We start from the raw sequence: 23,538 nt of genomic DNA, 5'->3' as shown, positions 1-23,538 counted from the left end.
CTTATTCGTAAGAGAAAGAAAAAACAGTCGAAAAATCTTTTCAACTGCTTATTTATTTGCAAAATAGTCTTCCTTAGTCAAGACATAATGAACCCTTGTGATAATTCGACCTGGTTCTTTATTATCCATTCTGGCATAGGGTTCTTCGTGGGAAAAACGCATACCTGATTTCTCCATGACCTTTCCTGATGCGGGATTGTCTTTGTCATGAAGGGCAGTCAACTTGTTCATTCCAATCTTCTCAAAAGCCAGTTCAATCACAGCACGATTGGCTTCTGTCGTCAATCCTTGATTCCAATATTTTTTATTGATAATGTAGCCAATGGCTGCCTTCTTAAGAACAGTATCGATCTTGTGCAAGTCAATGGTTCCGATAAACTTGCCATTGCTTTTTAGTTCGATTCCCCACCGTCCCAAGGGATTAGCCAAGTAGAACTGAGCGATGTTGTTCTTGGTTTCTTCTAAGCTTTGATTTGTTGGAAAAGTGTAGCGTGTATTTTCTCTGTCTGAGGCGTACTCAAACATAGCTTCTGCATCGTCCAAGGTTACAGGTCGGAGCAATAAACGCTCCGTTTCTATTGATGGATACTGAGCAAATTTCACAAATATTGATTCCATACTTTTTCCTCCATTAGAGCTTGATTCTCACTAGTCTAGCATAAATAAATTTGGATGACAAGTTTTTCTTGATTTTTGAAGCGGTTTCATATACAATAAAACCATCACATTTTTCATTTATGAACTGGAATGTGACAACTAAAACAATACCGTCAATTGAAAGGTAGGTTATCTCTATGTTAATCGGAATTCCAAAAGAAATTAAGAACAATGAAAACCGCGTTGCCCTCACTCCTGCTGGCGTCCACAGTTTGATCACCCGTGGGCATCATGTCCTCATCGAAACAAATGCTGGTCTCGGTTCAGGATTTACTGATGCGGACTATCAAAAGCAAGGTGCTGAGATTGTCGCTACTGCTGCTGAAGCTTGGGCAGCTGAGTTAGTCGTGAAAGTAAAAGAACCACTAGCTTCTGAATATGGCTATTTGCGAGATGATCTTCTCCTCTTCACTTACTTGCACATGGCCGCTGCTCCAGAATTAGCAGATGCCATGCTAGCAGCAAAAACAACAGGAATTGCCTATGAGACTGTCCGTGACTCCCTAGGTCACCTACCACTCCTCGTTCCAATGAGTGAGGTTGCCGGTCGTATGGCAGTTCAAATCGGTGCTCACTTCCTTACCAAACAAGCTGGCGGCTCTGGTGTCCTACTTGGTGGTGTACCGGGTGTTCCAAAAGGAAAAGTAACCATCATCGGTGGCGGTGTCGTTGGTACACATGCTGCCCGCATCGCCTTGGGACTCGGTGCTCAAGTGACTATTTTAGATATCAGTGCTAAACGTCTCTCTGTACTAGAAGAAGTCTTTGGAAACCAAATCCAAACTCTTATGTCAAATTCTTTCAACATCGAAGCAAGTGTGAGAGATGCTGATGTGGTGATTGGTGCAGTTCTCATCCCTGGTGCTAAGGCTCCAAAACTGGTGACAGACAAGATGGTCAAACAAATGCGTCCGGGATCTGTCATCGTTGACGTTGCCGTTGACCAAGGTGGTGTTATCGCAACAGCTGATCGTGTGACCACGCACGATGAGCCCGTCTATGAAAAACATGGGGTGCTCCACTATGCTGTTGCCAACATCCCTGGCGCGGTAGCTCGTACTTCAACCATCGCCCTAACTAATGTCACCCTTCCTTATATCGAAGCTTTAGCTGACAAGGGATTCCAAAAAGCAGTCACTGAAGATCAAGGCTTACGTGAAGGAGTGACAACTTACCAAGGTTACTTGACTAGTCTTCCAGTTGCCCAAGGGCTAGATAAGGATTACACTTCGATTGATGAACTTGTCTAAAGACATTAACTAATTAACACAGATACGATAAAGAGCAGCTTCATCTGAACTGCTCTTTTTGCTATTCTGTTTCTTCGTTCTTCTCTTCATTTTTAACTGGAGCTGGTTCATAGGCTCGGATAATTTGAGCGACAACTGGATGGCGAACCACATCCTTGGCTGAAAAATGAACAAAGTCAATTTGATGAATGTTCTTGAGCTTTTCTTGGGCATCAATCAAACCGGACTTGACATTTCGCGGCAGGTCAATCTGACTGATATCTCCATTGACAATCATCTTAGAATTAAATCCTAAACGAGTCAGGAACATCTTCATCTGCATGATGGTCGTGTTTTGCGCCTCATCGAGAATGACAAAGGCATCGTCCAAGGTCCGTCCACGCATGTAGGCAAGGGGCGCGATTTCGATAATTTCACGCTCCATGAGACGAGTCGTCTGGTCTTTTCCGAGAATCTGATACAGGGCATCATAAACAGGTCGAAGGTAAGGATCTACCTTCTCCTTGAGATCTCCCGGAAGAAATCCTAGACTCTCACCTGCTTCCACTGCTGGTCGAGTCAGGATAATACGCTTGACTTGCCCACGTTTAAGGGCAGTCACTGCCAAGGTCACTGCAAGAAAGGTCTTCCCTGTCCCTGCAGGTCCGATTCCAAAGGTCACATCATGCTGTTTGACACTGTCCACATAAAGCTTTTGACCCAAGGTTTTGACACGGATCGGTTTCCCAGTATTATCCTTGATGATTTCTTCTTCGTAAAGGGCGACAAACTTGTCGATTTCATCGTTTTTGACCATGCTAATAGCCGTCACCACATCTGGCGTCCCAACTGTCATCCCACGATTCACTAAAACCATCAAGGCTTGAATAACCTGACGGGCTTCCTCACAGGCAGACTCTTCTCCGATAACCTGGACAATCTCCGTACGAGCATGAATCACCACATCGAGCTCTTCTTCCATCAAATGAAGATGGCGCTCATTGGATCCAAAAAGATGAAACAAGTCATCTGGATGACTCAGTTGAATGTCTATTGAATGTTCCTTCAAATAAAGAACCTCTCTAATCCTTTTATTTCTTTTTATTATAGCAAAGAGAACAATAAAATACTAGCCTCATCTCATTGTCTCTAGTGTTCTAAGTATTCTTGCCAGATGGCGTCAAAGTCTCCTAGGTTAAAAGAGAAGCTGGCATACTCCTCCAAAAAGCGACTCACCTCATCAAAATCATCCGTGTGTTTTGGGAAGGCTGACTCTTCAAAAGCGAGGTCTGCTAGGATGGCTTTGGGACTGTTACTTTTAGGATTGCGCTCGGTCATGAGCCAAGTGTAAAATGATTTTCTCAATTCTTTCTCCTATCAAGAGTTTTTTGATGACACTTTTCTGATTCTTGAAAATTACTGAACTTAGCCTCTGATACGTAGTGGTTTATAAAATCTGTTTTCGCATCTGTATAGGCATCACGATTGTGTTCAAATTTTTTCCACAAATTTAGTTTTAATTCCTGATACGCTTGGGCGATATCTGGATGCTGGCAGAGATAATCTCTAAAATAGATCTCGTCATGATCTCCCGTCATTCGCAAATGTAGATGAAACACTTTCTCAGCAAATCCCTGCTCTGTATAGCCTTTATTTAGCGAAATCCTGTTAGGACTCTCCGACATCACTAGCCAACCATTCTTCACCAATAAATCCCTATCTCTTACTAAATCCTCTATTCTACCTACTTCTAGCAGAATATCAACGATGTTCTTAGCCCAAATATTAGGGATAGCAGTGCTACCGATATGTTCTATTCTTTTAATAACATTTGCACCTAATATTTTTTTCAGATTTTCTTTTTCCGATTCATACCAGTCTTTCCACTCTGACTTGTGCTCTACCAGAAAAATAGGAAAAAGTTGCCAGAGTTCCTCTAAACTCATTTCTTCAAGTTTCTTTATCATGTCTATAAGGCTTAAATCAACTCTGTACCAAACTGGTCTTGCTTGATTTTGCCAGCCTTCATCAAGCCACCGAGAGCTTTCTTGAACTGACCTTTAGAAATACCAAAGGTTGCTTTGATATCGTCAGGAGATGACTTATCATTTAAGGTCATGAAACCTCCATTGCTTTCCAAGTAGGTCAAAATCATCTGAGCATCATTTTCCAACATTTCAAAGGAACGTGGTTTGAGAGAAAGGTTCAAGGTGCGGTCCACTTCACGGAAACCAATGACCCGCGCATCTAACACTTGCCCCAAACGTGGCTCTGCGTAGCGCTCACTTGGGTGAATGAAACCAAGCATGTTATTCTCTGGCAGATAGACAAAGGTTCCTGACAGCTTGAGACGGTAAACAATGGCTGGCCAGTTTTGGTTCTGCATGTTGTTGTAGGCAGGACGAGCCAGACGTTGGAAATCTTCTTGATAAGCCAAGAGTCCCCAGATTCGGTCTTTCTTGTCCACTTCAAGGCGGATGTAAAGTTTATCACCCTTCTTAGGCCAGAGTTCCTTGAGCTCAGGGAGGATATCGAGTGACACAACGATTTCCTTATCAGGTAGACCGGTATCGACAAAGACACCCAAGTCCTTACGAACTTCCGTTACCGTTCCCCAGCCAAATTGGTCCTGAGTGGCAGTCACTTCTAGAGTAGTCAAGCGGAGTTTCTGCTTCATATCCGTATAGGCAAAACCTTTGACCGTATCCCCTACTGTGTGTTGACCTTCTTCCTTGGCAAGCGCATAGGTCTGACCATCCTTTTGCACAAAGTAAAAACGGTCATTTTCATCGATGATGAGTCCAACGATAAAACTTGCAAGATTTGTATTCATATTTCCTTCTTTCGAATAAAACTCAGCCAGCAATGCCAACTGAGTTTTTCTGTTTATTTTTAGACTTCCAAGATTTCTTTTTCTTTATTGGCAGTCATGTCGTCGATGTGTTTCACAGCGTCGTCTGTTACTTTTTGAATATCTTTTTCAAGAGTCTTCAATTCGTCTTCAGTGATTTCTTTTGCTTTTTCTTGCTTTTTAGCTTCGTCCATAGCATCACGGCGGATATTGCGGACAGCCACTTTAGCATTCTCACCGACCTTCTTCACTTCTTTGGCAAGGTCACGACGCGTTTCTTCTGTAAGAGCAGGGATAACCAAGCGGATCACAGAACCGTCATTAGCTGGTGTAATACCAAGATCAGAAGCGTTCAAGGCACGTTCGATGTCTTTCAATGAAGACTTGTCAAATGGTGTTACCAACAAGACACGCGCTTCTGGAATGGTAATTGAAGCGATTTGGTTAAGAGGAGTTTCGACTCCATAGTATTCTACGTGGATACGGTCTAGTAAGCTTGCGTTGGCACGACCGGCACGGATACCACCAAATTCACGAGCAAGTGATTGGTGAGACTGGGTCATTCTCTCTTTAGCTTTTTCTACAATTGCATTAGCCATAATTTTCTTATTCCTTTTCTTCGATATTGTTTGAAACTGTTGTTCCGATATTTTCACCAAATACGACACGTTTGATGTTGCCTGGTTGGTTCATGTTAAAGACAACCAAGTCAATGTCGTTGTCCATAGAGAGGGTTGAAGCTGTTGAGTCCATGATACGAAGACCTTTGTTGATAACGTCACGGTGGGTCAATTCTTCAAACTTAACGGCTGTCTTGTCTTTCTTAGGATCGGCATTGTAAACACCATCGACCCCATTTTTAGCCATAAGGATGGCATCCGCTTCGATTTCAGCTGCACGAAGGGCTGCTGTTGTATCTGTTGAGAAGTAAGGTGAACCAATACCAGCACCAAAGATAACGATACGGCCTTTTTCAAGGTGGCGAAGAGCACGTCCACGTACGTAAGGCTCAGCCACTTGTTGCATAGAAATAGCTGTTTGCACACGCGTATCAACACCAACTTGCTGCAATGAATCTGCCATTACAAGAGCATTCATCACGGTCCCAAGCATTCCTGTATAATCTGCCTGAACGCGGTCCATTCCTGCTTCTGCTGCAGGTTCTCCACGCCAGAGATTTCCTCCACCAATAACAAGGGCAATTTCGATCCCTAGACTATGAACTTCTTGAATCTCTTTTGCGATTTTTTGAACTGTTTGGATATCAATCCCTACGCCACGTTCACCTGCAAGAGCCTCACCTGATAACTTGATTAAAATACGTTTATACTTGGGGTTAGCCATTTTTACTCTCCTTTTTTTATCCTACCTATTTTATCACAATTTCTAAGATTTTTATAGTGCCATGAGCAATTCTTTCAAAAAAATTAGACAGTTAAAAACTCCTCTAAGTCCTTAAGGGCACGCTCTGCAATTTTTTCATAACGAGCCTTCTTATCACGGATACGCTCGCCTTCCAACTCCTTGATAATTCCGAAATTGACGTTCATTGGTTGGAAATGTTTGCTATCTGCATGGGTGATGTAATGAGCCAGACTTCCAATCGCTGTGGTCTCTGGGAAAATAGCTGCGCTTTCCCCCTTGAAAAGACGAGCGGCGTTAATCCCTGCAACTAAGCCTGAAGCTGCTGACTCAACATAGCCTTCTACACCCGTCATTTGACCAGCAAAGAAGAGGTTTGGCTGTTTCTTGGAACGATAGGTTTGCTCAAGAAGATTTGGTGAATCCATATAAGAATTGCGGTGCATGACACCATAACGAACAAACTCAGCATTTTCAAGACCTGGAATCATTTGGAAGACACGCTTTTGTTCTCCCCATTTGAGGTGGGTCTGGAAACCGACGATATTGTAGAGGCTACCAGCCGCATTGTCCTGACGAAGTTGAACAACCGCGTACGGTGTTTTAAATTCTCCATCACGAGGTCCTGTGTAGTCGTCTGGATACTCCAGACCCACTGGTTTCATAGGACCATAAAGCATGGTTTTAATACCTCGCTTAGCCATGACTTCAATAGGCATACAACCTTCAAAATACTTTTCTTTTTCGAAAGAATTAAGCGGAGCTTCTTCCGCATTGACCAAGGCTTCATGGAAATCCATAAATTCTTGCTTAGTCATAGGAGCGTTAAGATAGGCCGCTTCTCCCTTATCGTATCGAGACTTTAGGTAGACCTTATTCATATCGATGGTGTTGACATCGATAATAGGCGCTGCAGCGTCGTAGAAATAGAAACCATCACCATCATTAAGGGCATGAATCTTTTCAGCCAGAGCATCGCTGGTCAAAGGACCAGTAGCGACAACTGTAATAACATCTGTCGGCAATTCTGTAATTTCATCACGCACCACCTCAATCAAGGGATGGTTGGCTACTTTCTCAGTCACCATCTGTGAGAAACCATCTCGGTCCACCGCAAGCGCCCCACCTGCAGGAACACGTGTAGCTTCAGCAGATTCCAAGATGACCGAACCCAAGCGACGCATTTCTTCCTTGAGGAGCCCAACAGCATTAGTCAGGGCATCGCCACGAAGAGAATTGGAACAAACCAACTCTGCAAAATTGTCTGTTTTGTGCTGAGGTGTTGACTTGACACCACGCATTTCATAGAGTTTAACTGGAATACCACGCTCTGCGATTTGGTAGGCTGCTTCAGAACCCGCCAATCCCGCGCCGATAACATTGATATAAGATTGAGACACGACACTAATACCTCTTTGGGAGTGTGAAGACAAGATTCACATTGAAAAAGCCAATCGAACTTACGAACTTTCGAATTTCATGACTCAGGCTGAAAAAGTCCACAGGACTTTCCTCGCTTTCGAATTTCTAGGCTCGGGCTGAAAAAGTCCACAGGACTTTCCTCGCTTTCGAGTTTCTAGGCTCAGACTGAAAAAGTCGACAGGACTTTTTCACTCCCACAAATCTTTCTAATTTTTTCTTTTACTAGTATAACAAAAAAAGGGAAGAAGGCAAACTTCCCTATTTATACTCAATGAAAATCAAAGAGCAAACTAGGAAACTAGCCGCAGGCTGTACTTGAGTACGGCAAGGCGACGTTGACGCGGTTTGAATTTGATTTTCGAAGAGTATTAGTCATTTTCTTCCCAGTCGTGGTAGGCAGCGTAAAGCTGGCTTTTATTCCACTGGTAGAGTTTCGCAACTTCCTTTATGGCTTGATTTTTCTTCATACCTTGCTGGATACGAGCTTGGATTTCTAAGAACAAGTCCTCCTCGTCCTTTTCTTCCACATCCTGACTGGCACCTTCAACGATGAGAAGGCATTCGCCCTTGAGTGGCGTTTCAGCTATGCTTTCTAGTAGCTCTGAAATCTTTCCTCGTTGGTATTCTTCATAGATTTTGGTCAATTCTCTAACCAAGACTACCGAGCGGTCACCGTAGACCCCTAGCATATTTTCTAGCGTATCTGCCACACGATGAGGCGATTCATAGAAAATCTGAGTTTCTGGATAGTCTTTTTTCAAGTCGAAAAATTGCTTTTGCTGGCCTGATTTTCTCGGTAAAAAACCGTAAAAGATATGTGGTTGTGGTGCCAAACCACTGGCAATCAAGGCAGAAATCCCTGCAGAAGCACCTGGAACTGTCACTATTGCAATCTCTTCCTCGATGGCAGCCTTAACCAAATCATGCCCGGGGTCCGAGATACTAGGCAAACCCGCATCGGAAACCTGAGCAATACTTTGCCCCGCTTTCAAGAACTCAATCAAATCAGGAATTTTTTCCTTGGCATTGTGCTCATGAAAACTGATCTGCTTGGTCGAAATGTCAAAATGTTTGAGCAAAAGGCCTGTATTGCGCGTGTCCTCAGCCGCAATCCAGTCCACCTCTTTCAAAGTCTGGATAGCACGAAAGGTCATATCGTCTAGATTGCCAATCGGCGTTGCTACTAGGTAAAGCTTGCCATAGGGAGACTGCCCCTTAAAACTTTTTTGAATCTGCATGCCTACTCCCTGTACAACAACTCGTCACAGAACATACATTCCTCGTCCTGCTCTCGGCGTTGGCCGTAAAAATCATTACATACGTGAAAACCATCTTTATAGATCCGACGGACGCTTTCACGAACATGCTTGGCCTTGACGGGAGTATCTGCTTCCACCTCGCCCAAGCGTTCTCGCAACTTACTATTTTCCAAGCGAAGAGCTGTATTTTCCTCTACCAGGCTCTTGAGATTTTTCTTGATAGCTTCCACATCGGCCAAGGTCACCAATAACTGTTGGGAAAAATCGTCTAGCGCGTCAAATAATTCTTTTTTGTCCATAAAACAGCCCTTTCCTTTCTTTATCCTTTTTTGAGTTTATATTTCTTTCAAGACCAGATATTCCATGGCATTTTGAAAGCTGACATTGGCTTGCCACATTTTTCTAGCTTCTAACAAATCTTGTAGAATCATCCGTACTCTTGCTTGCAGAAGGTCCTGCCCACAGAGAACTTCAAAAATCCGTAAAACCTGATCTTGTTTTTCCTTGTCATCCGCCAAGTTGGCTAATTTAGCAACTTGCAGATAACTTTCTTTTTTCTTAGCTAATAACCAGGTCAGCAGGCGTTCACTTTCATCCACCAAGGTCCAAAAACTTGCCTGATTGGCCAACTTTTCTGCTTCAGCTCGCGATTGACTAAACTGGGCTAAAAGAGTCGCTTTTTTCTTGACTAGACCAGCTTGCTCTAATTGATGGATGAGTTTTTCTTCTTGCTTTTTAAAATGGAAAATCTGGGTCCGACTACGGATGGTCGGTAACATCTTTTCCTCATCGCTGGTCAAGAAGAAAATGTAAACTTCACTCTGGGGTTCTTCGATGACCTTGAGCAGAGAATTAGATGCGTTGGGATGCATTTTCTCCGCCTGCTCGATAATAAAAACCTGCTGCTGACTTTCAATCCCTGCTTGGGAAAACTGTCCCACCAATTCCCGTATGCGTTCTGTCTTGATGACCTGATTGACTGGCTTAATCAAGGTAACATCGGGAAATTCTTCCTGCTCAATCAGCTTGCAGTTTCGGCATTTCTCACATGGTAAAACGCCTACTTTATCCGTACAAAAAAGACTCTTAGCTAAAAATTGCGCCATTTCCAAGCTTCCAAAGAAACCCGAAAAGAGATAGGCGTGATTGAGCTGGTCTTGTTCTAGGATACGGACAAAACGGTCAAACTGGTCTGGCTGCCAAGCATTTAGTTGATCTTGTTTCATTTATCCAAGCCCATTCTGTCAAATAAGACAGCCTTGGTCGTTTCCACAACTTGCTCCAAAGGAAGACTCGCATCAATCTTGGCAATACGACTTCCTTCTTTATCCAGAAGAGAAAGATAACCTTGACGAACTTTCTTGTGCAAGTCTAAGCCTTCTAAATCCAAACGATTGACCTCGCGATCACTATTTGCAGCAATGCGAGCCAGCCCCTCTTCCACCTCAATATCAAAATAAAGTGTCAAGTCTGGTTTAAGGCCATCTGTAGCAAAGTGATTGAGCCAATCAATGGCATTGATATCTAAACCACGGCCAAATCCCTGATAAGCAACGGAACTATCGATGAAGCGGTCCATAATGACCAACTTGCCAACTTCAAGGGCTGGGAGAACTTTTTCCACCAAGTGCTGTCTACGACTGGCAATATAGAGAAGGAGTTCAGTCTTAGCATCCATCTGAGTATGACTTGGGTCCAAAATCACTTGACGAATTTTCTCCCCAATCAAGACTCCGCCAGGTTCACGGGTCGTCAGCACCTCTATTCCTTTTTCCTCTAAAATTGGGAGCAGAGCCTCTAAAACGCTGGTCTTGCCTGCTCCCTCTGGTCCCTCAAGAGAGACTAAAAATCCTTTTGACATGTCTAACTCATTTCTTTTTTTCTACCTTCTATTCTATCAAAAAAATAGGTTTTTGTGACAATCTTTTTGCGTCTTCTCCATTCAATCAACCATAAAAGAGGCTGGGAGTCATCCAACCTCTTATTTACCTAGTTCTCGTGTTCGTTTATAGGCTTGATGAACTGCGTCCATGACCGTTCCTCTAAAAGCATGTTCTTCCAGACTTGCTACACCAGCGATAGTCGAACCTCCTGGGCTACAAACTTGATCTTTCAAGACTCCAGGATGTTGCTGACTTTCAAGAACCATTTGTCCAGCGCCGACTACTGTTTGGGCTGCCAGTTTCAAAGCCGTTTCTCGTGGCAATCCTGTCTGTACACCCGCATCTGCCAAAGCCTCGATAAAGAGATAGACAAAGGCCGGTCCACAACCTGCAAGACCTGTCGCCGCATCGATTAAGCCATCCCCCAGCTCAACTAAGAGACCAGCCTTGGCTAATAATTGACAAAAGAGTTCACTGTCTTCAGCACTACAGTTTCCTGACATGGCATAACTAATCACTCCTTGCCCGATAGCAACTGGAGTATTGGGCATGATGCGAATAATTCGGTGGTGACTTGGAAGTAGTCTAGCCAGTTTTTCCAAAGTCAATCCAGCCGCCATCGAAATCAAAAGAATACTCTCTCTATTTTCAAGGATGGTCTGATATTGAGCCAGCAGTTCAGAAAACTGGGCTGGCTTTACTCCTAGGAAAATCACATCTGCTTCTGCAAATATTTCTTCATTGCTGGAAGCCTGACCACCGAAGTTGGCGATGAAAGCATCTACTTTTGCTTGACTACGATTGGCAAGGAGAATCTGAGCACCCGTCTTGGCCTGCAAAACAGCCTTAGCCAAGCTAGCACCCATATTCCCTAAGCCGATAAATCCAATCTTCATCTCTTACTCCCTTATCTGTCCGTCACCAGTAACCACATACTTGTAGCTGGTTAATTCCTTCAAACCCATTGGACCACGCGCATGCAGTTTCTGAGTAGAAATCCCCATTTCACATCCAAGACCAAATTGCCCACCATCAGTGAAACGCGTTGAAGCATTGACATAAACTGCTGCTGAATCTACTTGATCTGTAAAGTAGGCTGCAGCTTCAGCATTTTCCGTCAAAATGGCATCCGAATGATGGGTACTGTGGGCTTCAATATGCGCAACCGCTTCTTCTAAACTGCTCACAACCTTAACAGCTAGGACATAGTCTAAAAACTCAGTGTCAAAGTCTTGGGCCTCAGCTGCTTGACCTGAAAGAAACTGACTTGCTTTACAATCTAGGCGGAATTGAATCGGTTCCAGCCCAGCTTCTCTCCGACTTGTAACCAGAACTTGCTCCAAACGAGGAAGGAAACTTGCTGCCTTGTCTTCATGAACCAGTAAAACTTCCATAGCATTGCAGACAGAAGGACGACTGGTTTTAGCATTGTTGATGATGGACAGAGCCTTGTCCGCATCGGCATCCTTGTCCACATAAACATGGACAATCCCGGTTCCCGTCTCGATAACAGGTACGATAGCATTTTCAACCACAGCATTGATCAATCCAGCTCCTCCACGAGGAATGAGAAGGTCTAGATAACCCTTAGCCTTCATCATGGCATAGCTACTTTCTCGACTGGTATCTTCCACTAGTTGAATCACATCAGGATGAATGGTAGTCGTCTCCAAGCCCTTCTTCAAGGCTGTGACAATAGCATGAGCTGTTTGATAGGCATCCTTACCACTACGAAGAACAACCGCATTCCCACTCTTGAGAGCCAAGGCAGCCGCGTCAGACGTCACATTTGGTCGACTTTCATAGATAATACCAATAACCCCCATAGCCACCCGCTTCTTAGTAATAACCAAGCCATTTTCAAGCTGACTTGTTTCTAGGACTTCACCAACAGGATCTGGTAAAGCAACCACTTCACGAATACCAGTTGCCATTGCTTCTATACGTCCTGCATCCAAATAAAGACGATCCAGCATCACATCTGAGATTTTCCCCTTGGCTGCTGCCATATCAAGGGCATTGGCCGCTAAAATCTCCTCAGTTGCAGCCAATAAGTGATCAGCCATAGCTAGCAAGGCTTGGTTTTTCACTGCTTCACTTGCAGTATTGATTGATTTCTTAACAGCCTGTACCTGTTCAAATTGTTCTTGTGTACTTACCATCGTTCACCTCTAAAATTCTGTAAAGAGCAGTTGGATTTCAGGAGTGATGGAAATCCAGTCATCACGGTGAATCAAGACTCCCTTAGCTTTTTGGGAACGAAGCATATCTTCTAGGGCTGAGACGCCAAATTGGACACGTCCCTTTCCAAGAGATTGACCTGTTTCTTTATCTGCTACTGTTACAATATCGTGGTAAGAGAAGTTTCCTTCCACTTCTACCACACCCGATAAAAGGAGACTTTTCCCGTTTTTTGAAAGTGCCTCTGCAGCTCCACCATCTACCCAAATCGTTCCCTGACTTTGAGCATAGAAGGCCAGCCATTGTTTCTGGGTACGAAGTCCCTTCTCTTGCGCAACAAAGTAGGAACCATCCCTAGTTTCTTCAGCTGCCTCAATCAAGGCATCTGATTTCAAGGAAGAGCAGATATAGACCGGCACACCCGACTCCGTCGCAATAGTTGCAGCTTTGATTTTTGTCAGCATACCCCCAGTACCGTTTGACGAACCTGCTCCACCAGCCATATCAATAATCTCACGATTGATAGTCTCAATTTTCTCCAAGCGCTTGGCTGTTGGATCTGAGTTGGGATTGCCAGTATAGAGACCGTCCACATCGGTCAAGAGAACCAGGAGATCCGCCTGGACCATCGCCGCTACCTGGGCACTTAGAGTGTCATTGTCCCCAACCTTGAGCTCATCAATAACGACACTGTCATTTTCATTGATGATAGGAATCGCTCCACGATGAAGCAATACAGACAAGGCCTGATGTGCGTTCTTATAGCGACGTTTATCTACAAAATCATCCTGTGTCAGCAAGATTTGCGCAGAGACGATCTGGCGCATGAGGAGGTTGGTTGTGTATTCTTCTAGGAGCAAACCTTGTCCTACCGCAGCTGAAGCTTGTTTATCTGCAATCTTGGTCGGACGTTTTTTAAATCCCAAAGCACCAAATCCAGCGGCAACTGCCCCAGATGACACTAAAATCAACTCATGTCCAGCCTCATGCAGCATAGCTAATTGTTGGGTAATTGCCTTTACTTTACTTCTTGATAAACTCCCGTCTTCATTTGTCAAGGAGGAGGTCCCCACCTTAAAGACGATTCGTTTGTACTTCATATTCTCACTCCGATTCTTCATATTTATCCATTATAACATGAATGCTTTAAAATAGAAAAGACTTGAAATGAAAAAGGTTGAGACAAGGCATCTCAACTCTTTTATCTATTCTCATTTTTTCGCAATCTTTCCAACGTTTCTTTAAAAATTTCTGGAATATCTGCTGTGAACTCCATGGTTTCACCTGTTCTCGGATGGGTAAAACCTAGAGTTTTAGCATGGAGGAATTGTCCATGTCCTTTCAGCGTTTTTCGAGGACCGTAGACCTCATCCCCAGCGACTGGATGACCGATATAAGCCATGTGAACACGAATCTGATGAGTGCGACCTGTCTCTAGCTGCAACTCCACTAAGCTGTAATCACCAAAGCGTTCTAAGACGTGAAAACGCGTCACTGCTGGTTTCCCTTTAGCAGTCACAGCCTGTTTCTTACGGTCTTTTTCACTACGACCAATCGGCGCTTCAATCACACCGCGATCATTTGGCAGATTGCCATGAACAATCGCCCAGTATTTGCGGAGAGACTTTTTATTCTTGAGTTCTTGGGCAAGTGCTAAGTGGGCCTCATCATTTTTTGCAATCATGAGAAGTCCAGATGTGTCCTTGTCAATGCGGTGAACGATACCCGGTCGGAGAACCCCATTGATACCTGACAAGTCTTTGATATGGTACATGAGGGCATTGACCAAGGTTCCGCTAGTATGACCAGCACTCGGATGCACCACCATTCCCTGAGGTTTGTTAACAACGGCTACATCCTCATCTTGGTAGATGATATCTAGTGGCAGATTCTCAGCCACATACTCTAAAACCTCTGGTTCTGGCACATGGTAGGTGACGATATCTCCCTCTTGGACAGTGTATTTGGCTTTCTTGACTTGACCATTGACCAAGACTTGTCCAGCCTTGATTTGTTCATTAGCGAGACTGCGTGACAATTCTGTCAGATCCGACAGAGCCTTGTCTAGACGTTGCCCACCAGTTTCAATTTTTATTTCCATTTACTTCCTCTTTAAGCATTGCAATCAATAAAACAACCACACCAACTGTTAAATAGCTGTCAGCCACATTGAAAATCGCAAAGTTGATAAAGTCTAGGTGAAACATATCCACCACAAAACCTTGACTCATTCTGTCAATAAAGTTGCCCAGACCTCCCGCGATTATCAAAGTCAGTCCAAAAACCATCCAGAGAGAATCCTCCATGTGTTTATGTAGATACCAAATGGCACCTGCCATGACGACCAGTGTAATGACGGCAAATAACCACTGCTGGTCTTGTAACATCGAAAAGGCTGCCCCACGATTTTGCAGGTAGGTCAAGCTAACGAGATTGGGGATCCACGAACGTACTTCACCCATTGGAATCTGCTGGACAACATAGGCTTTAACCCACTGATCCAGCCCAATCAAAAGCAGTACAATGACTGCTACTATTCCTCTTTTTTTCATGATTTCCTCTTCTGATCAAAATATTCTTGCATGACCTCAACGAAAAGATTCCCAGCTTGACTAAGCTCCACTTCCTCACGTTTGACATAGACCATGCGGTTATCTAGATTGTCCTTGAGACGAATGACTGTGATTCCATTAACACTGTCACTATCTAAAAATCCAGATCCTGTCGCATAGGCATCCGTCCGCTCCAAAATACCATTCAAAGTAGCACGGTCCGTCACATTGAACATCTGGGAGCTCGCGCTGGTATCGACAAAGTTTTCTGAATAGTAAAGGTACTCATCCTTTTCCTGAGTAAACCGAACCGTTGGCAGATCCGCTAGGTCCTCCATGACCAATTCCTCTTTCTGTGCTAAAGGATGCCCTTCACGAAGATAAATGTGAGTCTGGAAAGGAATTAGTTCAATAACTTCTAAACCAAGCTTTTCAACCCGTTGCATGATGCCCTTTTTATTTTGGTTGTTGAGGTAGATAATCCCAATCTCACTATGCCCTTGGGCTACTTCGTCTAAGATTTGAACTGTAGTAGACTCAAAAATACGGAAATTTTTGTAGTCAGGATAGCGCTCTGAAAAAGCCGTAATGGTTGGTGGCAAGAAGTCATAGTGCTGACTAGCAATGGAAAATTCATCCTTTTCTTCCTCAGGATTGGCATATTGATTTTGAAAAACATCAAAGCCTTTGACCAATTCTTGCGCTTTCTCATAAAATTCCATTCCACGACGGGTCAAAAACGTTCCCGAACTCGTCCGACGGAAAATTTTAAAACCTAACTCTTTTTCCAAATCGCGCACAGAAATAGACAGACTCGGCTGACTAACATACATCTTTTCAGCAGCTTCACGGAAAGTACCACTATTGGCAATGGCCACAACATAGCGTAATTGTTGAATGTTCATCTTTTACCCCCAACTTCTCTATCTGTTCATTATACCATATTTCAGAATTTTTCCAAAAAAGAAAAAAGTATCCATCGCAAGTTTAAATCTAACTATTCTCTATTAAATTCAAAATGGGTATCAAAACAAAAAAATAGGCTCTCCGAAAACTCAGAAAGCCTTATTTAATGCTACTTCTAGCGATTATTTAGCGATTGGGTAAACAGAAACTTGTTTCTTATCGCGACCTTTACGTTCAAAGCGTACTACGCCTTCAACTTTAGCGAACAAAGTATCGTCTCCACCACGTCCAACGTTTACACCTGGATAGATGTGTGTACCACGTTGACGGTAAAGGATTGATCCACCCGTTACAGTTTGTCCGTCAGCTGCTTTAGCTCCAAGACGTTTCGCTTGTGAATCGCGTCCGTTTGATGTAGAACCTCCACCTTTTTTGTGGGCGAAAAGTTGCAAGTTGTTAAGAGTCATTTTTAACATAATGTTTTCCTCCGTGTTAGTTTTCTGTGATAACTCTGGTTTGGACGAACTCAGAAGAGTTCTCCGATAAGTTTGCCATACCTAAGAAAAATGATTCGAAGAATAACTGGGTCATTTCTCTCTGGTGTGAAGGAAGATCCGCTGGTATTTCAACCTTTAGATAGCCACCTTCATCTTCGTTTAATTCTAAGATTGGTTCATAGCCTGCAAATTTCTCAATGGAATTGACAAAGTTAATGGCAAGCGTAGAAACCGATGCACACACGACATCTAAGCCGTATTCGCCACTTTCGGCGTGTCCAGTAATTTCCGCACTCCTCAGCTCGCCATCTTCGGCTCTCTCAAAGACTGCTTGTATCATGTGTTCTCCTTAAAATTAAGCGTTGATCGCGTTGATGACAACTTTTGTATATGGTTGACGGTGACCTTGTTTACGGTGGCTACCTTTTTTAGGTTTGTACTTGTAAGTAACAACTTTCTTTTGTTTTCCTTGTTTTTCAACAGTTCCAACAACAGTAGCTCCAGCAACAAGTGGAGTTCCGACAACAGTGTTTTCACCACCAACAAGAACAACTTCGTTAAAAGTAACTTCTTGACCAGCTTCAACGTTCAATTTTTCAACGTAAACTGCTTGACCAACTTCAACTTTAACTTGTTTTCCGCCAGTTTTGATAATTGCGTATGTGCTCATTATGCACCTCCTATGATTTTTAGGGTTTCCCCGTGTTTTTGTGAAGACTCGCCTAGCATCGTGGGACGAACCACTTCTATCTCACAGAGTGAGTAACGATGTTCGTGCGGTTGCACAGGATTGTGCATAGTCAACTCTTCAAGTATAGCATATCTTCTTTTTTCTTACAAGTAAAATCAATCAAATTTAAGCTTTTTCTTTCCCTTTTTTCCTCCAAGAAGCAAAAAGCATACTGATGTAAAAGATGCTCATCATCAGGGGAACACCTAAAATTGTCTTCTCCTGATAGTAAATCGTCAAATAAGCTGAAAAAACAACTCCGAAGACAAAACTGCTAAGTAAGCTAACAAAAATCAAGCCTTCTCTTAGAAAAGGCGTATGCTTGGTCCGGAAATAATCTCCAAAAGCTAACATGGTTCGTTTGATATTCCCTGTCATAAAGGCATTATTATAGGCAATCCCTGACACTTCTCCAAAAGCAGTTGTCACCAGTCCCATACAAAAGGCTAAAGGTGGGACTAGGTAGATATTGTCTACTGATAAGGGAACAAAGCCAATAATTAGAGACAGGACTGCAAGTGGAATCAAGGACAAAATCGGCTTTTTAACAATTCGTAGTTTTTCCTTATACAATGTCAGAAAAAAGACACCCATCATAAAGGAAAGCAAGGTCATTACTTTGGCACTGGCATCCGAGACATTCTGCTGAATGAGTCCTACAGAAAGAAAAACCACATTCCCAGTTTGTCCAGCCACAAGGGTGTTCCCTCGCACGATAAAAGTATAGGCATCGACATACCCTGCACAAAAAGTCAAAAAAAGCGCTAGTCTCTTAGACTGACGTGATATTTTCCTTATTGGTAATAATCTCATTTTCTCCCCCTTCTCATTTCATCTACTTATCTAAATATTGTACCACTTTCTCCAAGAAATGCGTAGTCCATTTGAAAATTTTTACCATCTGTTGGATAGTCCTTCTTTTCTGTGTTATAATGAAGGAAGGATTTGAAGTCGGAAAAGGAGTATTTATGCTTAAATTAGGTGTTATCGGAACAGGTGCTATTACCCATCATTTCATAGAAGCAGCCCATGCTAGTGGAGAATACCAGCTGGTTGCAGTCTATTCTAGAAAACTAGAAACTGCTGCAACCTTTGCTTCTCAGTATCAGGATATCCAACTCTTTGATCAATTAGAAGACTTCTTTAAGCCTTCCTTTGATGTAGTCTATATCGCCAGTCCAAACTCCTTGCATTTTGTTCAAGCCAAGGCTGCCTTGTCTGCAGGTAAGCACGTCATTCTTGAAAAGCCAGCTGTCACTCAGCCAAAAGAATGGCTGGATTTGAGACAGACAGCTGAGAAAAATAATTGTTTTATCTTTGAAGCAGCACGAAACTACCACGAGGAAGCTTTTACCACTATCAAGAATTTTTTGGCAGATAAGCAAGTGTTGGGAGCTGATTTCAATTATGCCAAGTATTCTTCCAAGATGCCTGACTTACTCGCTGGAAACACTCCAAATGTCTTTTCAGACCGTTTTGCTGGTGGAGCCCTTATGGATTTAGGGATTTATCCTCTCTATGCTGCTATTCGCCTCTTTGGAAAGGCTAAGGACGCGACCTATCAGGCTCAACAGCTCGACAATAGCATTGACCTAAATGGCGACGGTATCCTCTTCTACCCTGACTTTCAAGTTCACATCAAGGCTGGAAAAAACATCACTTCCAATCTTCCTTGCGAGATTTACACAGCAGATGGAACCTTGACCCTCAACACGATTGAGCATATCCGCTCAGCTATTTTTACCAACCACCAAGGAAATCAAGTTCAGCTCCCTATCCAACAGGCTCCTCATACGATGACTGAGGAAGTTGCTGCGTTTGCACAGATGATCCAGCAACCAGACCAGACACTTTACCAGAACTGGCTGGATGATGCAGGCTCTGTTCATGATTTACTCTATACTATGCGCCAGACTGCTGGCATTAGATTTGAGGCAGAAAGATGAAAACTAAATTACCCACTGAATGGCAAGAACTGAGCGACCAACTCGGTTTCCAAGAATTTACCCCCATTCAAACTCAACTATTTGAACCCATTCTTGCTGGAGAAAACCTCCTGGGAGTAAGCCCAACAGGAACTGGTAAGACCCTCGCTTACCTCCTGCCAAGTCTTCTCAGACTACAAAAGAAAAAAGCTCAGCAACTCTTGATTTTAGCACCAAATACAGAGCTTGCTGGACAGATTTTTGACGTGTGTAAAGCGTGGGCAGAAGCTATCGGCTTGACTGCTCAGCTCTTCTTATCAGGTTCAAGTCAGAAACGCCAGATTGAACGCCTCAAAAAAGGACCAGAAATTCTGATAGGAACCCCTGGCCGTATCTTTGAGTTGATTAAATTGAAAAAAATCAAGATGATGAATGTGGAAACCATCATTCTGGATGAATTTGACCAATTGCTCGATGATTCTCAGATTCACTTTGTCGAGAAAATCTCCCACTACGCACCTCGTGACCACCAACTCATCTACATGAGTGCGACGACCAAGTTTGATCAAGAAAATATTGCACCAAACACGCGCACCATTGACCTCTCTGATCAAAAACTGGACAACATCCAACATTTCTACATGCAGGTAGACCAACGTCACCGAGTGGATATGCTACGAAAACTAGCTCATGTAGAGGATTTCCGTGGCCTGGTCTTCTTTAACAGCTTGTCAGATCTTGGAAGTGCGGAGGAAAAACTACAGTATCGCGATATCTTGGCTGTTTCCCTCGCTAGCGATGTCAATGTTAAATTTCGAAAAGTCATCTTAGAAAAGTTTAAGGACAAGCAGCTAACCCTGCTCCTTGCAACAGACCTTTTGGCACGTGGGATTGATATCGATAGCCTAGAATGTGTCGTAAACTTTGATATTCCTAGAGACATGGAAACTTACACTCACCGTGCTGGCCGTACAGGTCGCATGGGAAAAGAGGGCTATGTTATCACTCTCGTAACCCATCCTGAAGAACTTAAAAAACTCAAGAAATTCGCAAGTGTTCGTGAAATTGTCCTAAAAAATCAAGAACTCTTTATCAAATAAGGTTGGCTCTTGCCAACCTTTTTCTTATCCCCAAGTAATTTCTAATTGATAGCTGGCAAAGGGGTGCCCCTCTTGATTTTGCAGTTGATAGGCGAGCTCAATCTTTTGCCCATCCAGTTTGTAGTGACTCGTTTGAATGATAAACTCCTGCATCCCCGTTGGAGTAGGAATATAGGCCAAGCTATCACTATCCTTTAGAAATCGCATGATAGTCTTCGGGCTCGAGAAACGGGTCATCACCAGTTCTTGACCATGAAACTTGAGAACCACTTTTTCCTTTTCCTCATTATAAAAGAGTAAATAGCTAAAATCTCCCTTTTCACGCACTTCCACGTCATAGAGCTGGTCAATCACTTCCAACTGCTCATCAAACTGAATCGTATTTCGCATCCGAATCTTCACATCAAATCCTCTTTCTTGTCTCTTGTCCTACTATTTTACCAAAAAGAGCAGGATTTTGCTATAATGGTCATATGAACGAAAAAGTATTCCGTGACCCAGTTCACAACTACATCCATGTAAACAATCAGGTCATATACGACTTGATCAATACAAAAGAATTTCAACGTCTGCGCCGTATCAAACAACTAGGGACTTCCAGTTATACCTTCCACGGGGGAGAACACAGTCGATTCTCTCACTGTCTAGGAGTCTATGAGATCGCACGACGTATCACAGAGATTTTTGAAGAAAAATATCCTGAAGAATGGGATCCTGCTGAGTCTCTCTTGACCATGACCGCTGCACTCCTTCATGACCTTGGACATGGGGCCTACTCGCATACTTTTGAACATCTCTTTGATACAGATCATGAGGCCATTACTCAGGAAATCATCCAAAGTCCTGAGACAGAGATTCACCAAGTCTTGTTACAAGTAGCACCAGACTTTCCAAAAAAGGTTGCCAGCGTCATTGATCATACCTATCCTAACAAGCAGGTCGTGCAACTCATTTCCAGTCAGATCGATGCAGATCGCATGGACTATCTCTTGCGTGACTCCTATTTTACAGGAGCATCTTATGGAGAATTTGACCTGACTCGCATCCTCCGAGTCATTCGTCCTGTCGAAAATGGCATCGCCTTTCAGCGCAATGGCATGCATGCCATCGAAGACTATGTTCTCAGTCGCTACCAGATGTATATGCAGGTTTATTTCCACCCAGCAACACGCGCCATGGAAGTTCTCCTACAGAATCTCCTCAAACGCGCTAAGGAACTCTATCCTAAAGACAAGGACTTCTTTGCACGCACTTCTCCACATCTCCTTCCTTTATTTGAAAAAAATGTGACCTTGTCTGACTATCTAGCTCTGGATGATGGCGTGATGAATACCTACTTCCAGCTCTGGATGACCAGTCCTGATAAGATACTAGCCGACTTGTCGCAACGCTTTGTCAACCGCAAGGTCTTTAAATCCATCACCTTTTCACAAGAAGATCAAGACCAACTCGCAACCATGAGACAACTGGTTGAAGAAATCGGTTTTGATCCAGACTACTATACTGCTATTCATAAGAACTTTGACCTTCCTTATGATATCTATCGTCCCGAATCTGAAAATCCACGGACACAGATTGAGATTCTACAGAAAAATGGTGAACTGGCAGAACTCTCTAGCTTGTCCCCTATCGTCCAATCCCTTGCTGGCAGCCGCCACGGAGACAATCGTTTCTATTTCCCGAAAGAAATGTTGGACCAAAACAGTATCTTCGCAAGCATTACCCAGCAATTTTTACACTTGATTGAGAACGATCATTTTACCCCAACTAAGAACAAATAGAGGAAATTTATGAGTATTAAACTAATCGCCGTCGATATTGATGGTACCCTAGTCAACAATAAGAAGGAAATCACTCCTGAAGTCTTTTCTGCCATCCAAGACGCCAAACAAGCCGGTGTCAAAGTCGTGATTGCAACGGGCCGTCCTATCGCAGGTGTTGCCAAACTTCTGGACGACTTGCAGTTGAGAGACGAAGGTGACTATGTCGTAACCTTCAACGGCGCCCTTGTCCAAGAAACTGCTACTGGCCATGAGATTATCAGCGAATCCTTGACCTATGAGGATTATCTAGATATGGAATTTCTCAGTCGCAAGCTCGGTGTTCACATGCACGCTATTACCAAGGACGGTATCTACACGGCCAATCGCAATATCGGAAAATACACGGTGCACGAATCAACCCTCGTCAGCATGCCTATCTTCTACCGCACTCCTGAAGAAATGGCTGACAAGGAAATCGTCAAGTGTATGTTTATCGATGAACCAGAGATTCTTGATGCTGCGATTGAAAAGATTCCAGCAGAATTTTACGAACGCTACTCCATCAACAAATCTGCTCCTTTCTACCTCGAACTCCTTAAAAAGAATGTAGACAAGGGTTCAGCTATTACCCATCTAGCTGAAAAACTAGGATTGACCAAAGATGAAACCATGGCGATCGGGGACGAAGAAAATGACCGTGCCATGCTGGAAGTCGTTGGCAACCCCGTTGTTATGGAAAATGGAAATCCAAAACTCAAAAAAATCGCCAAATACATCACCAAAACAAATGATGAATCTGGCGTTGCCCATGCTATCCGTACGTGGGTATTGTAGCAAAAGGCAAGAATAGACGAAAACCGCTCTGGAGAGCGGTTTTTGTATGAATATATCACAATGAGAGTAAATCAATAAATTGAATTGCAGTTGTACAGTTACTTAAATCTTGAGAGTACAAAAACCCATTACCTGACTGTTGACAATATTAACAAGTTGTACAGTTACTTAAATCTTGAGAGTACAAAAACTATTAGCTGAAGAATTAAACGAACAAGGAGGTTGTACAGTTACTTAAATCTTGAGAGTACAAAAACCGAGGGGATCCAAGTTGAAAGTGACCTTGTGTTGTACAGTTACTTAAATCTTGAGAGTACAAAAACTGTACAACAAACCTGTCAGACCATCCTTGAGTTGTACAGTTACTTAAATCTTGAGAGTACAAAA

Annotated in this window: 28 protein-coding genes, 1 pseudogene, 1 CRISPR repeat array and 1 other annotated feature (1 of these 31 running past the window's edge); of the genes and pseudogenes, 6 read left to right on the top strand and 23 right to left on the bottom strand. The window is 43.2% G+C overall.

All coding sequences use genetic code 11. The annotated features are described in order from the left end of the window. Positions 1 to 48: 48 nt before the first annotated feature. Positions 49 to 618, bottom strand: coding sequence for a GNAT family N-acetyltransferase (locus SORDD05_RS00865; protein ID WP_061416628.1), 570 nt, complete (start codon positions 616 to 618; stop codon positions 49 to 51). A 176-nt stretch (positions 619 to 794) separates the two neighbouring features. Between SORDD05_RS00865 and ald the strand changes: the two genes are divergently transcribed. Continuing rightward, positions 795 to 1,907 (top strand): alanine dehydrogenase, encoded by a 1,113-nt coding sequence (ald, locus tag SORDD05_RS00860; protein WP_061416626.1) that lies wholly within the window; start codon positions 795 to 797, stop codon positions 1,905 to 1,907. 61 nt (positions 1,908 to 1,968) lie between these two features. On the opposite strand, the gene SORDD05_RS00855 is transcribed toward ald, so the two are convergent. The 17 genes from SORDD05_RS00855 to SORDD05_RS00775 all read right to left on the bottom strand — a co-directional run bounded on the left by SORDD05_RS00855 (position 1,969) and on the right by SORDD05_RS00775 (position 16,301). After that, complete coding sequence (locus SORDD05_RS00855; RefSeq protein WP_061416624.1) at positions 1,969 to 2,955, bottom strand: PhoH family protein; 987 nt, start codon at positions 2,953 to 2,955, stop codon at positions 1,969 to 1,971. 80 nt (positions 2,956 to 3,035) lie between these two features. Continuing rightward, complete coding sequence (locus SORDD05_RS00850) at positions 3,036 to 3,251, bottom strand: YozE family protein (RefSeq protein WP_004249158.1); 216 nt, start codon at positions 3,249 to 3,251, stop codon at positions 3,036 to 3,038. After that, positions 3,248 to 3,853 (bottom strand): GrpB family protein, encoded by a 606-nt coding sequence (locus tag SORDD05_RS00845; protein WP_061416622.1) that lies wholly within the window; start codon positions 3,851 to 3,853, stop codon positions 3,248 to 3,250. Before SORDD05_RS00845 ends, SORDD05_RS00850 begins: the two co-directional genes overlap by 4 nt. Positions 3,854 to 3,864: 11 nt before the next feature. Next, the gene (gene cvfB, locus SORDD05_RS00840) at positions 3,865 to 4,719 is read right to left on the bottom strand and encodes an RNA-binding virulence regulatory protein CvfB (RefSeq protein ID WP_001095456.1); all 855 of its coding nucleotides are present in this window, start codon (positions 4,717 to 4,719) and stop codon (positions 3,865 to 3,867) included. A gap of 59 nt (positions 4,720 to 4,778) precedes the next feature. Further along, positions 4,779 to 5,336 (bottom strand): ribosome recycling factor, encoded by a 558-nt coding sequence (gene frr / locus SORDD05_RS00835; protein ID WP_001262235.1) that lies wholly within the window; start codon positions 5,334 to 5,336, stop codon positions 4,779 to 4,781. 7 nt (positions 5,337 to 5,343) lie between these two features. After that, entirely contained in the window at positions 5,344 to 6,081 is a 738-nt protein-coding gene (gene pyrH, locus SORDD05_RS00830; protein ID WP_000002990.1) for a UMP kinase, read from the bottom strand. 83 nt (positions 6,082 to 6,164) lie between these two features. After that, positions 6,165 to 7,499 (bottom strand): methylenetetrahydrofolate--tRNA-(uracil(54)-C(5))-methyltransferase (FADH(2)-oxidizing) TrmFO, encoded by a 1,335-nt coding sequence (trmFO, locus tag SORDD05_RS00825; RefSeq protein WP_061416620.1) that lies wholly within the window; start codon positions 7,497 to 7,499, stop codon positions 6,165 to 6,167. A gap of 390 nt (positions 7,500 to 7,889) precedes the next feature. Next, positions 7,890 to 8,759 carry a 16S rRNA (cytidine(1402)-2'-O)-methyltransferase gene (gene rsmI, locus SORDD05_RS00820; protein ID WP_061416618.1) on the bottom strand — a complete coding sequence of 290 codons (870 nt, stop codon included), beginning with the start codon at positions 8,757 to 8,759 and terminating at the stop codon, positions 7,890 to 7,892. Positions 8,760 to 8,761: 2 nt separating this feature from the next. Then, the gene (yabA, locus tag SORDD05_RS00815) at positions 8,762 to 9,079 is read right to left on the bottom strand and encodes a DNA replication initiation control protein YabA (protein ID WP_000358229.1); all 318 of its coding nucleotides are present in this window, start codon (positions 9,077 to 9,079) and stop codon (positions 8,762 to 8,764) included. A 36-nt stretch (positions 9,080 to 9,115) separates the two neighbouring features. Then, the gene (locus tag SORDD05_RS00810) at positions 9,116 to 10,006 is read right to left on the bottom strand and encodes a DNA polymerase III subunit delta' (RefSeq protein ID WP_061416616.1); all 891 of its coding nucleotides are present in this window, start codon (positions 10,004 to 10,006) and stop codon (positions 9,116 to 9,118) included. Further along, on the bottom strand, positions 10,003 to 10,641 hold the full coding sequence (gene tmk, locus SORDD05_RS00805) for a dTMP kinase (RefSeq protein WP_061416614.1): 639 nt from the start codon (positions 10,639 to 10,641) through the stop codon (positions 10,003 to 10,005). The genes SORDD05_RS00810 and tmk overlap by 4 nt, the downstream gene beginning before the upstream one ends. A gap of 120 nt (positions 10,642 to 10,761) precedes the next feature. Next, positions 10,762 to 11,559, bottom strand: a complete 798-nt coding sequence (proC, locus tag SORDD05_RS00800) for a pyrroline-5-carboxylate reductase (protein ID WP_061416612.1) — start codon at positions 11,557 to 11,559, stop codon at positions 10,762 to 10,764. A gap of 3 nt (positions 11,560 to 11,562) precedes the next feature. Beyond that, positions 11,563 to 12,825, bottom strand: a complete 1,263-nt coding sequence (locus SORDD05_RS00795; RefSeq protein ID WP_061416610.1) for a glutamate-5-semialdehyde dehydrogenase — start codon at positions 12,823 to 12,825, stop codon at positions 11,563 to 11,565. Between the two features lie 9 nt (positions 12,826 to 12,834). After that, on the bottom strand, positions 12,835 to 13,944 hold the full coding sequence (gene proB / locus SORDD05_RS00790; protein WP_061416608.1) for a glutamate 5-kinase: 1,110 nt from the start codon (positions 13,942 to 13,944) through the stop codon (positions 12,835 to 12,837). Positions 13,945 to 14,045: 101 nt separating this feature from the next. Beyond that, complete coding sequence (locus SORDD05_RS00785; protein WP_061416606.1) at positions 14,046 to 14,945, bottom strand: RluA family pseudouridine synthase; 900 nt, start codon at positions 14,943 to 14,945, stop codon at positions 14,046 to 14,048. Next, positions 14,929 to 15,396 carry a signal peptidase II gene (gene lspA / locus SORDD05_RS00780; RefSeq protein ID WP_061416604.1) on the bottom strand — a complete coding sequence of 156 codons (468 nt, stop codon included), beginning with the start codon at positions 15,394 to 15,396 and terminating at the stop codon, positions 14,929 to 14,931. The genes SORDD05_RS00785 and lspA overlap by 17 nt, the downstream gene beginning before the upstream one ends. Beyond that, positions 15,393 to 16,301, bottom strand: a complete 909-nt coding sequence (locus SORDD05_RS00775) for a LysR family transcriptional regulator (protein ID WP_061416603.1) — start codon at positions 16,299 to 16,301, stop codon at positions 15,393 to 15,395. Before SORDD05_RS00775 ends, lspA begins: the two co-directional genes overlap by 4 nt. Between SORDD05_RS00775 and SORDD05_RS10205 the strand changes: the two are divergent. Next, a pseudogene (locus tag SORDD05_RS10205) lies at positions 16,294 to 16,389 on the top strand (AraC family transcriptional regulator); the annotation flags it as partial. The gene SORDD05_RS00775 and the pseudogene SORDD05_RS10205 overlap by 8 nt on opposite strands. Positions 16,390 to 16,484: 95 nt before the next feature. On the opposite strand, the gene rpmA reads toward SORDD05_RS10205, so the two are convergent. From rpmA to SORDD05_RS00755, 4 genes are all read right to left on the bottom strand, one after another. Then, positions 16,485 to 16,778: a 50S ribosomal protein L27 gene (gene rpmA / locus SORDD05_RS00770; protein ID WP_000916509.1), complete on the bottom strand. Its 294-nt coding sequence runs from the start codon at positions 16,776 to 16,778 to the stop codon at positions 16,485 to 16,487. A 16-nt stretch (positions 16,779 to 16,794) separates the two neighbouring features. After that, positions 16,795 to 17,139, bottom strand: coding sequence for a ribosomal-processing cysteine protease Prp (locus SORDD05_RS00765; protein WP_000613705.1), 345 nt, complete (start codon positions 17,137 to 17,139; stop codon positions 16,795 to 16,797). Between the two features lie 15 nt (positions 17,140 to 17,154). Continuing rightward, on the bottom strand, positions 17,155 to 17,469 hold the full coding sequence (gene rplU / locus SORDD05_RS00760) for a 50S ribosomal protein L21 (RefSeq protein ID WP_000109141.1): 315 nt from the start codon (positions 17,467 to 17,469) through the stop codon (positions 17,155 to 17,157). Positions 17,470 to 17,503: 34 nt separating this feature from the next. Continuing rightward, positions 17,504 to 17,591 (bottom strand) — a sequence feature (ribosomal protein L21 leader region). A gap of 64 nt (positions 17,592 to 17,655) precedes the next feature. Continuing rightward, a complete protein-coding gene (locus SORDD05_RS00755) occupies positions 17,656 to 18,342 on the bottom strand; it encodes a YoaK family protein (RefSeq protein ID WP_061416600.1) in 687 nt (228 codons plus the stop codon). A gap of 155 nt (positions 18,343 to 18,497) precedes the next feature. Here SORDD05_RS00755 and SORDD05_RS00750 point away from each other — a divergent pair, with 155 nt between their 5' ends. Then, a complete protein-coding gene (locus SORDD05_RS00750; protein ID WP_061416598.1) occupies positions 18,498 to 19,475 on the top strand; it encodes a Gfo/Idh/MocA family protein in 978 nt (325 codons plus the stop codon). Next, the gene (locus SORDD05_RS00745) at positions 19,472 to 20,554 is read left to right on the top strand and encodes a DEAD/DEAH box helicase (protein WP_061416596.1); all 1,083 of its coding nucleotides are present in this window, start codon (positions 19,472 to 19,474) and stop codon (positions 20,552 to 20,554) included. Before SORDD05_RS00750 ends, SORDD05_RS00745 begins: the two co-directional genes overlap by 4 nt. A gap of 24 nt (positions 20,555 to 20,578) precedes the next feature. On the opposite strand, the gene SORDD05_RS00740 is transcribed toward SORDD05_RS00745, so the two are convergent. Next, positions 20,579 to 20,956, bottom strand: coding sequence for a YwiB family protein (locus SORDD05_RS00740; protein ID WP_155718799.1), 378 nt, complete (start codon positions 20,954 to 20,956; stop codon positions 20,579 to 20,581). A gap of 71 nt (positions 20,957 to 21,027) precedes the next feature. Between SORDD05_RS00740 and SORDD05_RS00735 the strand changes: the two genes are divergently transcribed. Both SORDD05_RS00735 and yidA read left to right on the top strand, forming a co-directional pair. Then, positions 21,028 to 22,335 (top strand): HD domain-containing protein, encoded by a 1,308-nt coding sequence (locus SORDD05_RS00735; RefSeq protein ID WP_061416592.1) that lies wholly within the window; start codon positions 21,028 to 21,030, stop codon positions 22,333 to 22,335. 9 nt (positions 22,336 to 22,344) lie between these two features. After that, complete coding sequence (gene yidA / locus SORDD05_RS00730; protein ID WP_061416589.1) at positions 22,345 to 23,151, top strand: sugar-phosphatase; 807 nt, start codon at positions 22,345 to 22,347, stop codon at positions 23,149 to 23,151. 89 nt (positions 23,152 to 23,240) lie between these two features. Continuing rightward, a CRISPR array of direct repeats spans positions 23,241 to 23,538; the repeat unit is 36 nt; unit sequence GTTGTACAGTTACTTAAATCTTGAGAGTACAAAAAC (it continues 1,718 nt past the right edge of the window).

It is taken from the genome of Streptococcus oralis (genome assembly GCF_001578705.1).
GTDB lineage: Bacteria > Bacillota > Bacilli > Lactobacillales > Streptococcaceae > Streptococcus > Streptococcus oralis_J.
Note: the sequence above shows the minus strand (reverse complement) of the source record. Positions and strands in the feature narration are given on the sequence as shown.

Excerpts from the sequence above, each read along its gene's own strand:
- SORDD05_RS00865 (WP_061416628.1), bottom strand. The coding sequence starts at position 618 with ATGGAATCAATATTTGTGAAATTTGCTCAGTATCCATCAATAGAAACG.
- ald (WP_061416626.1), top strand. The coding sequence starts at position 795 with ATGTTAATCGGAATTCCAAAAGAAATTAAGAACAATGAAAACCGCGTT.
- SORDD05_RS00845 (WP_061416622.1), bottom strand. The coding sequence starts at position 3,853 with ATGATAAAGAAACTTGAAGAAATGAGTTTAGAGGAACTCTGGCAACTT.
- cvfB (WP_001095456.1), bottom strand. The coding sequence starts at position 4,719 with ATGAATACAAATCTTGCAAGTTTTATCGTTGGACTCATCATCGATGAA.
- frr (WP_001262235.1), bottom strand. The coding sequence starts at position 5,336 with ATGGCTAATGCAATTGTAGAAAAAGCTAAAGAGAGAATGACCCAGTCT.
- pyrH (WP_000002990.1), bottom strand. The coding sequence starts at position 6,081 with ATGGCTAACCCCAAGTATAAACGTATTTTAATCAAGTTATCAGGTGAG.
- rsmI (WP_061416618.1), bottom strand. The coding sequence starts at position 8,759 with ATGCAGATTCAAAAAAGTTTTAAGGGGCAGTCTCCCTATGGCAAGCTT.
- yabA (WP_000358229.1), bottom strand. The coding sequence starts at position 9,079 with ATGGACAAAAAAGAATTATTTGACGCGCTAGACGATTTTTCCCAACAG.
- SORDD05_RS00810 (WP_061416616.1), bottom strand. The coding sequence starts at position 10,006 with ATGAAACAAGATCAACTAAATGCTTGGCAGCCAGACCAGTTTGACCGT.
- tmk (WP_061416614.1), bottom strand. The coding sequence starts at position 10,641 with ATGTCAAAAGGATTTTTAGTCTCTCTTGAGGGACCAGAGGGAGCAGGC.
- proC (WP_061416612.1), bottom strand. The coding sequence starts at position 11,559 with ATGAAGATTGGATTTATCGGCTTAGGGAATATGGGTGCTAGCTTGGCT.
- SORDD05_RS00795 (WP_061416610.1), bottom strand. The coding sequence starts at position 12,825 with ATGGTAAGTACACAAGAACAATTTGAACAGGTACAGGCTGTTAAGAAA.
- proB (WP_061416608.1), bottom strand. The coding sequence starts at position 13,944 with ATGAAGTACAAACGAATCGTCTTTAAGGTGGGGACCTCCTCCTTGACA.
- SORDD05_RS00785 (WP_061416606.1), bottom strand. The coding sequence starts at position 14,945 with ATGGAAATAAAAATTGAAACTGGTGGGCAACGTCTAGACAAGGCTCTG.
- lspA (WP_061416604.1), bottom strand. The coding sequence starts at position 15,396 with ATGAAAAAAAGAGGAATAGTAGCAGTCATTGTACTGCTTTTGATTGGG.
- SORDD05_RS00775 (WP_061416603.1), bottom strand. The coding sequence starts at position 16,301 with ATGAACATTCAACAATTACGCTATGTTGTGGCCATTGCCAATAGTGGT.
- rpmA (WP_000916509.1), bottom strand. The coding sequence starts at position 16,778 with ATGTTAAAAATGACTCTTAACAACTTGCAACTTTTCGCCCACAAAAAA.
- SORDD05_RS00765 (WP_000613705.1), bottom strand. The coding sequence starts at position 17,139 with ATGATACAAGCAGTCTTTGAGAGAGCCGAAGATGGCGAGCTGAGGAGT.
- rplU (WP_000109141.1), bottom strand. The coding sequence starts at position 17,469 with ATGAGCACATACGCAATTATCAAAACTGGCGGAAAACAAGTTAAAGTT.
- SORDD05_RS00755 (WP_061416600.1), bottom strand. The coding sequence starts at position 18,342 with ATGAGATTATTACCAATAAGGAAAATATCACGTCAGTCTAAGAGACTA.
- SORDD05_RS00750 (WP_061416598.1), top strand. The coding sequence starts at position 18,498 with ATGCTTAAATTAGGTGTTATCGGAACAGGTGCTATTACCCATCATTTC.
- SORDD05_RS00745 (WP_061416596.1), top strand. The coding sequence starts at position 19,472 with ATGAAAACTAAATTACCCACTGAATGGCAAGAACTGAGCGACCAACTC.
- SORDD05_RS00735 (WP_061416592.1), top strand. The coding sequence starts at position 21,028 with ATGAACGAAAAAGTATTCCGTGACCCAGTTCACAACTACATCCATGTA.
- yidA (WP_061416589.1), top strand. The coding sequence starts at position 22,345 with ATGAGTATTAAACTAATCGCCGTCGATATTGATGGTACCCTAGTCAAC.